The sequence below is a fragment of the Fibrobacter sp. UBA2449 genome (assembly GCF_002342555.1).
Taxonomy (GTDB): domain Bacteria; phylum Fibrobacterota; class Fibrobacteria; order Fibrobacterales; family Fibrobacteraceae; genus Fibrobacter.
This window is the reverse complement of record NZ_DDQF01000019.1, coordinates 1-13,449: the sequence shown is the minus strand read 5'-3', so window position 1 is coordinate 13,449 and position 13,449 is coordinate 1. Positions and strand designations below refer to the sequence as shown.

Annotated in this window: 4 protein-coding genes; 3 read left to right on the top strand and 1 reads right to left on the bottom strand. The window is 60.6% G+C overall.

Translation table 11 applies throughout. The annotated features are described in order from the left end of the window. The first annotated feature begins 22 nt into the window (after positions 1-22). Positions 23-1,162 (top strand): CapA family protein, encoded by a 1,140-nt coding sequence (locus B4B27_RS11500; RefSeq protein WP_290726632.1) that lies wholly within the window; start codon positions 23-25, stop codon positions 1,160-1,162. A gap of 21 nt (positions 1,163-1,183) precedes the next feature. Here the strand turns inward: B4B27_RS11500 and B4B27_RS11495 are convergent, their stop codons facing one another. Beyond that, on the bottom strand, positions 1,184-2,032 hold the full coding sequence (locus B4B27_RS11495) for a M23 family metallopeptidase (RefSeq protein WP_290726630.1): 849 nt from the start codon (positions 2,030-2,032) through the stop codon (positions 1,184-1,186). A 207-nt stretch (positions 2,033-2,239) separates the two neighbouring features. Here B4B27_RS11495 and B4B27_RS11490 point away from each other — a divergent pair, with 207 nt between their 5' ends. Beyond that, a complete protein-coding gene (locus tag B4B27_RS11490; RefSeq protein WP_290726628.1) occupies positions 2,240-9,373 on the top strand; it encodes a cadherin-like beta sandwich domain-containing protein in 7,134 nt (2,377 codons plus the stop codon). Beyond that, positions 9,370-13,449 (top strand): RHS repeat domain-containing protein (locus B4B27_RS11485; RefSeq protein WP_290726626.1); only part of this gene is annotated, 4,080 nt, incomplete at its 3' end. The genes B4B27_RS11490 and B4B27_RS11485, both read left to right, overlap by 4 nt.

Below are 13,449 nucleotides of genomic sequence, written 5' to 3'. Positions count from 1 at the left end.
CCCTGAATCGAGGAACTGCCCTATGAAAAAATTTGCAACCGTTTTTCTGCTTTCTGCGGCGTCCGTATTTGCCGACCCGCAGGTCTCCAAGGTTTCTTTCTTCGCCATTGGCGATGTGCTGATGCATTCCGCCATCTACGATGCCTGTGAGAAGGATGCGTCCAAGTGCGTGTTCGACAGGTTCTTTGCCAAATGGAAGGCCGATATCGATTCGGCGGATTATGCGTGCGTGAACCAGGAAACAGTCTTTATTCCGCGCGAGGACAAGTATTCCTCGTATCCGACTTTCGGTTCTCCCGAGGAGGTCGGGCTTGCCGAGGTGAATGCGGGCTTCGATATCGTGACGCACGCGACCAACCATACGATGGACCGCAAGGCGAAGGGGGTCGACTATACGCTAGATTTCTGGAAAGACAAGCCCATGATGGTACTCGGGATCCACGGTACGGCCGAGGACCAGGCTCAGATCAGGTATGACGAGAAAAACGGAATCAAGTTCGCGTTCCTCAATTTTACCTACGGCCTGAATGCCCAGAAGATGCCGGATGACCGCCAGTACATGGTGGACATGCTCGATTCCGAGGGCAAGTGGCTGAAGCGCATCGCCGAGGCGGACCGCAACGCCGAAGTCGTGGTCGCCTTCCTTCACATGGGAACGGAATATACGGAGCTTCCGGACAAGGAATCGCTCGCGAGGGCGGAGAAGGCCATCGATGCGGGTGCCGACATCTTGGTCTGCGCGCACCCGCACGTGATTGAGCCCTTTGGCGTATTCAAGACGAAGAAGGGCAACAAGGCTCTCGTGTTCTGGTCGCTCGGGAACTTCATCTCGAACCAGTTCCGCCTGGGGACGATTCTCGGAGGCGTCGCAAAGTTCGAAGTCCAGAAGACGGTCGATGGAGACAAGTCGAAGATCGAGGTGACCCGTGCGAACATGGAAGGTTCCATCACCTATTTCGACGAGAACGGCCACAGCACGGTTCCCCTGCGCGACTATACGGAAGAACTCCACGCGAAGCACCTGTGGCGTGAGACGGCCAAGGGTTTCACGTTCAAGTCGGTGAACGACCTTTACAAGCGCATTGTCAATAGCTATGCGAAGAGCAATCTGCAACCCGTGTCGAAGGCGCTGCCTATCCGCGTAAAGCAGCTGCAGAAGTAATCCGCCGGATTGCGGATAGAATTAAGAGCACTGGATGTTTTGCCCGATCCTCAGGATGGAGGTTCGGGTAATCTTGTTTAGCTTGCAGAGCTTTTCGACAGTCGTCCCGTACATCTGCGCGATTTTGCCGAGCGTGTCGCCGGGGCGCACCCTGTGGAAGCGGTGCTTCGAGAGTTCGGCCTGGATGGCGTTGTGGCTGTCGATGGCGGGGGCGAGGGCGTAGCGGTCCGTATTCGGGAGGAGTTCGCCCTTTTCAAAATCGAAGACGGTGGCGGGGTCGATGTTGACTTCGCCGTAGCGGATTTCGAAATGCAGGTGCGGCCCGCTGGAACGCCCGGTGTTGCCGCCCTTTCCGATGAGCTGGCCGCCTTCGACCGTGGCGCCCACGTCTACGAGGCGCTTCTGGAGATGGGCGTATAGGGTGCGGGTCCCGTTGGCGTGTTCCACCATGATGTAGTTGCCGTAGCCGCGGCGGTTATATTTCGATACGACGACCTTGCCGGGGTAGGCGGCGACAACGGAATCGCCGATATGGAGGTGGAGGTCGACTCCGCGGTGAAGGCGGTGCTTGCGAATTCCGTAGGGGGAATTGAGGAGGGTGCCGTGGAGGGTCGGGAAATGCGCCCCGCTGAAGTCCAGGTATTCCATTTCGGCTTCGGCCGCTTCGACTTCGGAAGGATCCTGCGTGACGGCTTCGCTTACGGCAGAATCGGGTACGACAATTTCGGAATTATTTTCGGGAATGGTTTCGACGACTGTTTCCTGGATGGGGGCCTGTTCGGTGGCGGGTGCCATGGCTATGACTTCGTTGCCGGCAGAAAGCGCTGGCAGCATCGCGATAATCAGGGTGGAAACGCTCGAAACTTTCATGGCCCGCCAAGTTAGAAATTTTTCGGCGGCGATTCAAGATAGGGTGTGATGTGCGTTATGGACGGGATGTCTAAAATGTCGTTTTTTGCTAAAAAAGGCGGATTCTCCGGAATGCGGAAAGTGATAGGTGGAGAATTATACTAGTATTCCTGACAAAGACTTCAAAAAAACATTGCTTTTCTTACGTAATAGATATATATTACTTACATGGTTCGTTTCTTTGGAGTGTCCGGCATCCTCTGTGCGCTTCTCCTTTCCGGGGTGGCGTTTGCCGGTGCTGTGGAATCCTCCAACGCGTTCAACCAGTTCATCTCCCCGGAGGGCGGCGTCAACCCGCTGTCCGGAACGGTCGCCTTCTCGAAACCAGTGGCCCGGATTTCTGCCGGCAAGCTATCGGCCACGTTCTCGCTGAACTATTCCGGCAACGTCGTCAAGGCCACTAGGGTAAAGAACGACGAGGCTCCGACGGGATGGGTCGGACTCGGCTTCTCGCTCGGTTTCTCCCAGATAGTCTCGGATCATAACGGCTCGATGTTCCTGGGCGACGACGTCTACTGGCTGGTGACTGCGGAGGGGCTGCGCAGCAGGATCCTGTACGATGGGGGACGGTGGTGGCTGGAGGGACAGCCGTACTGGAAACTTGAGCGTGTGACGGAACATGTCTCCTTTGACGAAAAGGAGTACGATATTGTCGTGGGGTGGAGGCTGACGGACGACTCGGGGCTGAGACATTCCTACGGGGACTTTTCCTACTGCCGTTCGAACAGGGATGTGCCCTGCCCGGCTCCCGCTGCGACCCAGTATGACTTGGCGTGGCCGAAATCCTACGGGCATGTCGGCCATGCGACCGACCCCGGCGATTTCCCGTATCCGCGGGCATGGGCGCTTGTTGAGGACAGGGACCTTGACGGGAATACCATAAGCTATTCCTATTCGCAGGAATGGGAGGGGCTAGCGTTCGGTACATCCCGTTCGGACAGCCGCTATACCAAGGAAATATACTTGAAGCGTGTGGTGTCCTCTTCCGGGGTGTCCATTGATTTTGAGTTGGGAGAAAAGGGAACGGGAGATTTCGGTGGCGAATATGTTGATTCCCATGGGAAGGACGAGACTCCCGGAAGCGGTGTGGAGGACGCCTTTGTCGATCCCCTTGAACGCAAGTTCCTTTCCGCGATAAGGACGAAGGCTGCCGACGGGAAGAGGACTGGTTCGGTTGAATTCTGCTATGGTCCCATCTCGGTACGGCCGGACGGGAAGACTGTCGCGGGCTACGTGAAGAGGCTGCTTACGTCGGTGACGTTCCTGGACGGGGACGGAAACCTCGTCGACCGCGAAGACTATTCGTACAACGACGACGCGGAGAGGTTTGCCAAGGACATGTCCTATCCTTTCGGGACGATGGCCTCGATGCAGGGCTCCGGCTGCGGGCGGGTAGAATTCGACTATAAATATGTCTCAGTGCGGGGGGAGGGGGAGCGGCTCTATTCCGAGACCTTGCCCCTGTCGGGTGTGGTCTCGGGCAACCTTATGGACGGGACCCCCTACCTTGTCGGGAAGAGCAAGACGGACCATGCGATTTATGCCTATTTCTGGCGCAATGGCGGATGGGGCGCAAGGAAGAAAATAGGCCGGTTCGGCTACAGCGACAAGGGGATGCTTTATGCCGGGGACAGGGACTTTTTTGTATACGTGACGAACAGCGAGGAAGACTCCTACTACATGTATCCGGTCGTCTTTGACGGGAAGGACTGGCAGGTCGGCACGGCAATAAGGTGTTCCGGTCCCCGCGACAGGGTCGTCCTCGGTCCGGGCTATATCGTCAAGTCGCATGTTGCTTCCGGCGGAACTCTCAAGACGTCGATCCCGTGGACGGCCTGGGGAGACACCTATACGCTGGATGACCTGGAGGCCGAGGAAGGTTCCTTCGACATGGAGAAACTGAGGGTCTATACGGCCAGGAATCACCTGGCGCTATTCTACCTGGGGGAAGATTACGGCAACAATGGATGCCTGAGGGTTTTCACGTTCGACTATTCGGCGAATCAGGTAAGCCTGACGAATATCCTCAGCAGGGATAACCTGGATGATGACGATACGTATACCTTTGGAGACGGGATTCTCTTCGGGACGGAGGAGGGGCGGGACCTGACGGGGCAATACGTCAGGGCCTGGCACTGGGAGGGGTCGGGATGGGAGAAGCGCCTCACGAAGAGGCTGAACGGATTCAAACAGGATATATCGGTCCAGGCGTCGGGTGACCGCTATTTTGCCGTCCGCCACAATGACCAGGATGACATGTCGCTGTTCGACTGGGACGGGGAAAAATGGGATATCCCGTTTCTCAACATGAATATGGTCCACAACGACGACATCGACATGATCGGTGAGGCCCGCTGGGACGCCAGGTCGGGAAAGGACTTCTTCGTCGCGCGGCGTCCCTATGTGGACAACCTGATCGAGTTGCCGCTGTCCTGCAGCTTCAAGTTTTCCAAGTGGAAGGTTGATTACAGGTGCTTTACGGTCCCGTTATGGAGCATGACGTACGATGCCGCGCGTATAGAACTCTTCGAGAGGAAGGATGGCGGATGGGAGCGTTCCGGGGAACGTGATTTCGGACAAAGGGACAAGGAGAAGAAGGTCCTGGTTGGCGACGGCTGGTTCTATGAGTGGAAGACGCATCACGGCTATTTCCGGAATTACGGACAGTGGAACACGATAGAACAGCGGATAAACATGAAGGATGGCGGATATGCCATGGGCCCCTTCATTTTCGCGGAGGATACGACATGGGACGAAACGACCATCTATTACAAGATGGGCGATTCCTTCGAGGGCGGAGACGGAATCCATGTGGTGTCGGAAAAGAGGACTGTCGATCCTGTCGAGGACAAGGTCGTTCCTTACGGCTACAGGTACTTCTTCGGGGACTCGCCGGACCTTGCGTTCGACTACGTCCACAACACGCCGCTCATCAGTTCGTACAAGGTGGACCTTCCGGAAAACGCGGGCGTGATGACGAAGACCCTCTGCCGGCCGGACACCGCGGAATATGGCCTCGGCACGGGGCAGATCTGTCACGAGAACGTGAGTGTCGGCGGCATGGTGGAGAAGAGCGTGCTTACGCATTTTGAGAGGCACCGCGATTCGCTATGGCCCGGGTTCATATACCAGGACCGGGTCGACCGGAAGGAAAGCTGGGTGAAGGGCGTGCATTCCAAGGTCGTCACCGCGTATGTGGATTCCGTAAACGGCCGTCCCGGTTCCGTAAGGACCTTCATGGCCGACAGGCCCGTTTCCGAGGAACGGACGGTATATGCGGCCGGGATATATCCGTCCCTGCTTGACGCGAACCGTCTGCAGGAGAGGGCCGCGGGCTATACCTGCATTCCCGACTGCGATACCGGGATGGTCGCTACGGCCAGCGTCGCGAGGTATGCGGTCGACCTCCCGGGGACGACGAGGCCTGCCGTCGCCGACGAATGGTTCCTCGACAGCTCCATGACGATAGCGGCGTCGCCCTCTTTCCCCGACTTTTCGTGGAATTCTTCTTCGCAGGCTTCCCGCTGGAAGCTCTCCCGGCGTATCTCCGGCTACGTGGATAACAGGCCTGTCGAGGAGACGGACCGCCTGGGCATAAAGTCCTCCGTGCTGTATGACGACCGTCCCGACGGGTTGCCCAGGGTCTCGGTGTCCAATGCGGGCGTGGGCGAGATATTCATGCTGCCGGGGGACTCCTGCGCCCTGTCGGGCATGTCCGTCACCTCGTGCTGGCAGGTCGGTCTCCTTGGCGATGCGACTTCGGGAAGCGGGACAGGGTACGGACGTTTTGCCGCGGGTGCAATCGGGGTGTCTCCCGACCATCCGCTCTCGTTCACGATACCTTCCTCGCATGGCGGCGAATACAGGTTTTCGTTCTGGGTCCAGAATGTCGACGCGGTCCCGAATGTCCTCGGCATTTCTGCCAATGGGGTGAACTTGCATACGGTCTCGGTCCAGGGGAGTGCCGCCGGGAAATGGAGCTACGTGGAATGGCTCGGGGAAATCCCCGCGGGGAGCGTCCCCGTGTCGCTTTCGACGGGTTCCGGGAATTTCAGGCTGCAGGACGTGCGCGTGGTTCCCCACGATGCTGATGCGTCCGTGACCTATTACGACAGGTACTGGGGAGGCGTATCCGCGCAGGTTGACTCGCGCGGGGTAGGAAGCTATGTCGCCCGCGATGCGCAGGGCCGGATAGGCAGGGTGTACGGCGAGGATGTCGACGGGAACTTGCGCCTCCTTTCAGAAAGGGAATACGGGAGCGCCGACTGCAGGGAGCATCTGGCAGGAAGCGACGCCCTTTCCTCGCTCACGGTCAACGGGATCCCTCTGTTCCCGCAGTCTGGCGGCGAGTCGAGTCTCGTGCTTCCCGGCTCCGCGTCGGAGTTGTCTTTCTCCTGGAGTCCGGCGCAGAAGTCCGACCGTCTCCGCTACAGGTTCCGCGCGTCGGGTGCCGAAGCGGAATGGCAGACCTCGTGCTGCCATTCGGTTGACGGATTCCGGTCCGCCCTGGACGGGAATGCCGAATGGATTCTGGATGTCGACATCGAACCCTTCGAATCGGACGTCTATACCCTGCGGATATCGAGGGCTCAGTCGGACTGGGTGGATTACGGCGGTCCCCTGTTCGAGGGCAAGTCACCCTCGTTCGGGAACGGTCGTGACTCGTCGGTTATCTACTACGCGTCGGCCGCTGGACTGGTCTCTGCCGCCTATGACGGGAACGCATGGCAGACCACGACGGCCCTGCCCGGCGATGCAGAGGCCGTTTCCTCGACGGGGGGCGGAACCCTTGTCCTGTCGAGAAGTTCCGACTACGACGGCGGTGTGGAAGATTCCGTGGGAATCTATTCCGTTTCCGGCGGCACATGGTCGAAACTGGGTGCGTTCGCGGGCGGTGGCGGAATCTACAGGATGTTCCGGTACGGCGGCAATCCCTGCGTTCTGTACGGCGCGGTGGAGGGCGATACGGTGTCCGGCCTGAGGACGGGCTGTGTCACGGGTGGAAATATTGAACCTTTCGCTGGTTTGCCGCAGATTGCCGATACGACTTTTTCCTCGGCCCCGCCGGTCCTTGCCGGGCATGTCCACGGTTCCCGTGTCGCGTCCGCGGATGTCGCCGTCGGCCCCGGAGGCAAGCCGTTCGTCGCCTACGTTGGCAGCCTTCCCGCGCTCGGCCGCGACTCGGGTCTTGCCATGCCGAAGGCCGTCATCGTCAAACGATTCTTCACATCGGCGGAATCCGGCATCCCCGAGATTGGTGACATCTGGGCGGGCCCCGCCCATGGCGAGTTGCCCGACCTGCTGGGGGATGTTCTCGTGGTCGACGACACCGTCCCGCTCCTCGGTGTCCGCGACGTGAAACTCGCGGGCGACGCGGACTACCTGTACATGGCCGTCCTCCACGGTCTCGATTCTCTGGTCGGCAGGTATGCGCTTTCCGTGTTCCGCGGGCACTATGTCGACGGAGTCGACAGCGCGGGGCATGCAGTCGCGGACTTCGTTTTCGAGCCCTACCTTGACACATCCGTCCATGCAGCGCTCCATGCATCCGATGCGGTCGCGGAGTCACGGATAGTCGCGTACCTCGACGGAAATTCCGCTTTCGACTTTGCTGTAAGGGACGGGGTCCCCTACGTGCTGTTCTCGAACGAGGAGAACGGCCGCAACCTTACCCTTGTCCGCCATGCTGGAGGAAGGTGGCTTTCCGTGGGCCGTCCCGCCTTCGCGTCCGCCGCCTACGCACCTGACGCGGCGTCACTCGCGCTCGGTGCGGAAGGTACGCCGACAGTCGTCTTCCGCGAGTCGTCCAGTTCGGACAACGTCGGCCGCCGCAACCGCATAGTCCCGCTGAAGCATGTCGCCGACGGCGCGAAGGACATCACGCTGTCCGCCCTCGGGATGTCGGCCGACGGCGCGTCAGTGAACGACGCCTTCAGGCAGTATATACTGGACTACGAACTGGTCGTTCCCGGTTCCGTATCGTCGGTGACCCTTTCGCCCCGGCTCATGAAGAAGAACGAGGTCCTCGCGGTTCAGTTCGAACGGGGCGATTCGCTCGTTTCTCTCTGGAATTCGGGCAATGATGGTTCACTCCTGTCCCGTTTCCTGTTCTTCCTGCGAGACCTGTTTGGTTTTGTCGAGGATCCGTCGGCGACAATTCCGCTCGAGGAGGGGATGAACACGGTCCGTATCCGTGTCGTCGGACAGGACGGGCTTTCGCTTGTCTACACGGTACGGATTACGCGCGAGAAGGCCCCGCGGCCCGGACTTGAAGTCGTCGGCGGGGATGCCGGGGTCATCGTCCTTCCGCTCTCGCCCGACACTACGGCGGTCGTGAGCCTCGATACCGGGAGCGTCCGCGAAATCTGTTTCCAGTTCAACTACGGCTGGACCCTGCTCTGGAAGGGCGTCCCGTACTTCCGCAACGTCTGCCTCCCGATAGACTTGCGTGACACCGCGGGGACGACGCTACTGCTTGCGGATACGCTCGGTGACACGTCCGTGGTGAACGTGATTCCCGGCGAGAACGGCCCGCCCGGTCCGGGCGGTGGCGACCCCGGCCAGGATTCTTCGTTTATCCCGTCTCCTTTCCGCGAGATCGCGGGCTATGTCCTGTTCGCTTCGGGGAACATGTCGCTCGCAGACAGGGACACCGTCTACGGGGACGTGGCCGTGTCGGGAGCCGAGTTCGGTACGGATGCGCTCCACTCGGGCTCGCTCCTCGTTAAGGACGACCTGCTGCTTCGAAACCGCGCTACGGTGGGGGACGTGACTGCAGGGGGGAATGTCACGCTGCAGGACGGGGCCTCGTACGCGAGCCTCCGGCAGGGAACGGTCGTCCTGCCCGAGATCCCTTCCGTGAGTTTCTCGACGGGAACCGGGAACGTGGACGTGTATCAGGGAGACACCTTGCGGCTGGCTCCCGGGCGCTACGGCGACGTCCACGCGTTCGCGAATTCGACGCTGGTCCTTCAGCCGGGGGACTACTACCTGTCTTCGCTTTCCGTCGAACCCGATGCCCTCCTTAAGCTTGAACCGCAAGGGAACGGGGTGCGTCTGTGGGTCGATGGCAATGTCTCCTTCTCCGACAGGGCGAGGACGGAGTCCGACGGGAACGTTCCCGGGATGTTCCTCTACACGAACCTTGCGGGCTCTATCCAGTTCGGAGTGAACACGGCGTTCGGCCTTGTCCTTGTCGCCCCGCATGCGACGGTGAACGTGGCTTCGCATGCGCATGTCAACGGTCATATCGCCGCCCAGTCGCTGAACGTGCAGCCTGAATCCGTGGTGGGGGGCCCATGACGATGCTTCTTGCGATATTCCTGCTGTTCGGCGTGGTTCCCGGGTTCGCCCTGGACGGCGTCGTGGAAAGCCCGCGTTACACGGAACCCGGCATATACCAGGCGCTGCCCGGCTGGGTGGATCTGGAAGTAGTGTTTTCCGACACGTTGCCTTCTGCGGACGACGGGATATCGCATACCCCTCTCTCGCTTCCGCCCGACTATCGGGTATCCTTCAGGGGCCGTACATACGACAGGCTGTCCGTCTATGCGGACGGCAGGATAGCCCTGGGGGAGACGGGCGAGCATATCGACGTCGGCCTGGTTCCCTATGTCTATCCGGTGAGGTGTGAGGGCTCCCTGGGCAGTACGTTCAGGTACGGGTTCGTAACCGAGACCTTCGATGACAGGACGGATTTCTTTACCGTTGTGGAGTTCGGCCGCTTCGAAGAGGCTGGTAAGGAGTATTCGCTGCAGGTCCTGTTCTATTCCGACGGGGAAATCCAGGTCCAGCTCTGGAGCCACTTCGAGGCCGCGGTCCAGCACTTCCTTCCGTCGCTTGCGAACCTGATTGGCGGGCTGTCCGTCGTGAGGGATGACTGGATGGTTCCGATCCTGTATGACGGGTTCAGGAGGGAAATCCTTTCCGGCAACCAGATGACTTCCATGGAGATCTTCGGGGCCTCCGGCCTGCGCCCCGGCTGGGTTGCCAAGTCGTTCAACGGTGGCGGGGTGGCCATGTCCGTGTCATCCTCGGGGCTGATGGCGTCTTTCGGGGAATACCAGCATGCCGGTGCGCTTGTCGCCTACGACCATTCCAGGGAACACCCGGTCGTGGGCGGAATTTCCTCGATATCGCTCGACGTGCAGCCCCGCAGCGTGGACGACCCCGTGCACCTCTGGTACTTTGAAGAGTCCATCGAGCGGACGCACGAGGCGGGGTACCCGACCCTTGGACCCTCCGTATCTTCCCTCCGCTTGCTCCCGTCCGACTACCAGGACAGCTGGAACAGGATACTGGAAACGCATTCCTACGAGGCCGTCGTTTTCCGCCCGGCGCCCGCGTTCAAGTTCCAATTGACCAGCGCGAGGACGCCCAATACGTCGCTTTCTTTCGGGCGCATCGTCTATTCGCTTTCCCAGCTCCCGTCTGTGCAGTTCCTCCCCGCACGGACTCCGGAATACACGCTGAGCCTGACGGTTGAGGGTGGCGGGTATGTCAGGATGGACTACCCGTCGGGAGAATCCCCCTTCGCGATGTGGGCGGGCGAGTCCGCGTCCTCCCGTATCGTGCCGCTCCCGGGAAGCGAGCTCGTGTCGGTCACCGTGAACGGGGAGGAGGTCGTTTCCGGTTCCCGACTCGTCGGTATCGGGCATGTCGGCCTGCTGACTCCGCTTTCTGGAGGCGACTTCAGGTCGGGTGCGGCACTGCGGATAGCCTCGATGAAGGAAAACCTGGACATCCGTTTCGTTTTCGCACCGTGCGGCGGCAGGAAACTTGCCGCGGTAATCCCGGCGACGCTCCGGACGACCTATTACCTGGATGACGGCTCCGACCCGCAGTCTCGCCGTTCCGCCAACTATGTCGTGAAGAATGGTCTCGGCGGCACCGCCGAGGTGCAGGACTCGATTTCCGCGGGGCATTACTGGGTGCAGGGCCTGTACGCGGACGGGCTCGGGAAGGTCCGCTATTCCCCGCTGGCTTTCGTGAGGGATACGTCCGCGTTCGGTTATTTCGACAAGGCGTGCCATGCATGCGTGTCGCGTGCGAACCTTTTCTATGACGGGACGGATTCGGTGGACAGGCCGGATGCGCGGGGGGTGGCCTATACGGAGAACGATCCCCGCTACGGGAACCGCGCCGGATCCACGGGTCGCGAAGCCGGCCTTGCCGACGCCTCCTTCCTTTCGTGGCCGGACCATCCCGAGACATGGGAGCTTCCCGCGGTTTCCGTGGACGATTTTATCGAGGAGTCGGACTTCTCCGACAGGAGCGCCGAGGACATATACAGGCGGCGGATGCTGTCCGGCGGCGGGTATCTCCTGTCCGTCTCGCGCGACGCGGAAGGGCGCTTTGCCCAGGCGATCAGGGATTATCGAGGCCTTGTCGTCGCCACGAGAACATTTGACGGGACTTCTGGGCTCGTATGGCGCAACGGGTACGATGCGGCCGGCCGCCTGGTACATGCCTGGCCCGAGGGGCAGGCGGGTCTAGGCAGTACGCATTCCTACGATGCTTCCGGGAGGCCTGCTGCGTCGGAGTCGGCCGACAGGGGGCTTTCCGAAATCCGCTACGACAGCCTCGGCCGCGTACGGTTCTCGCGGTCTGCCGAGCAACTGGCCCGCGGTCCCCGCTATTTCAGCGCCGTATTCTATGACAGGATGGGCCGCGATTCCCTGACCGCGGAAATCCGGGGAACGTGCTCCTTCGACTCGTCCGACGCGGCCATTGCCGCGGGCGATGTGGTTCCCGTGAGGCGGAACCTGTACGGTAGGCCGGGTCTTGATTTCTTGGCGGGGCTCGGCCTGGTGGACGACATCGACCTGTGGAACGAGGTGCGTCAGGGTCTGTCCGGCGTGCGCGCGAACGATGCTGTCGGCGGCATTGCCTATGACAGGGACGGGAACGCCGTCGAAATCAGCCTTTCCGCGAGGGACCGCCTTGGCCGCATCACGACGAAATACCTTGTCCGGCATGTCGGCGGGATAACCGTCGCCATCAGGAAAAGCTATTCTTATAGCATGGCGGACGAACTGCTCTCCATGTCCTGGTCGCAATGGGAAAACGGGACCTTCGTCACGAAGGGGACCGTCTCCTATGCGTACGACTCCTACGGCAGGCTTGTATCCGCTACGGAATCCGGCGGTGCGCGGGTGGACTATACCTACAGCCCCTACGGCAACGTGCTGACTACGCAGCGCAGTGACGGGAATATGGAAATATCGTCCTACGGCTCCGTGCACGATATCCACGGGCGGCCGCTCTCGCGGACCTATACGCGTGGCGGCGCGACGCTGTATTCCGAAACGCTTACTTACGACAACCCCGTGTCCGGCCGCTTGGGAGGCGTGGTGCATGATTACGGCTCCTTGCCCGGAGTCGGGGACGTTGTACGGACATCGTCCTATGCCTACGATAACCAGGGCCGCCTGGCTTCGGTGCAAGGCCCCCTTGCAGGACAGTACAACTATGACCTGTTCGGCCGTTTTGCAACGAAGACGGAGGGGGGCTCGTCGGTCCACTATATCTATGACGTAGACCGGTTCCGTCCGACGCGCATATCCTTCGGTCAGGGCACGGATGAGTATTACCGCTATGACGCCTCTGGACGGATGTGGCTTGACAGGCAGGGGAAGACTGCCTACGAACTGAATTCCTCGGGCCTCCCTGACAAGGTCAGGATGTATTCCGAGGTGCCCGGCAGCATTTCCATCGAAGACATCGGCGGCGACTTCATCTATGACAGCGAGACGGGTTACGAACGCTACGTCTACGGACTTGGTGGTTCCCGCATATACCGCTCTCGGACCTTGCGCCCGGTCGGCCTGCAGTACGAGGAGTCCGAGGTCCAGGGCATAGGCACGTGGCGCAAGAACCGGTTCGATGCCTACCAGTCCATGCTGCGCGAGGACCTTCCTGGCGGCGGCTTCCGCGATGCCGCCACCTCCGGCGCAGTCTACCCGCTGGTGGACCACCAGGGCAGCGTCCGTGCCTATGCCGGGACGGACGGCATCGTGGCTGCCTACGACTATTACCCGTACGGTGCTGTGTCGTCGGTTTATCTGTCGTCTTCCCCGGTGGGTGAGAGGCGGTGGCAGGACAAGGAACTTGACGACGCCACCGGCAACTACTATTTCGGCGCGAGGTTCTACAACCCGCTCCTGGGCATGTGGCTAACGCCCGACCCTGCCGGGCAGTACGTGAACCCCTACGGCTACGGCGGCGACCCCGTCAACCTGATTGACCCGTCCGGGCTGTGGGCGATAGGTGCCGGTCTTGTGGTCGGCTACGACAGGGCGCACGGTTTCAGCGTGGGCGTCGGGGCCGCCTACGACATCGGCGTTGGGAGCTCGTTCAACGCGAGCTATTCGTGGAAC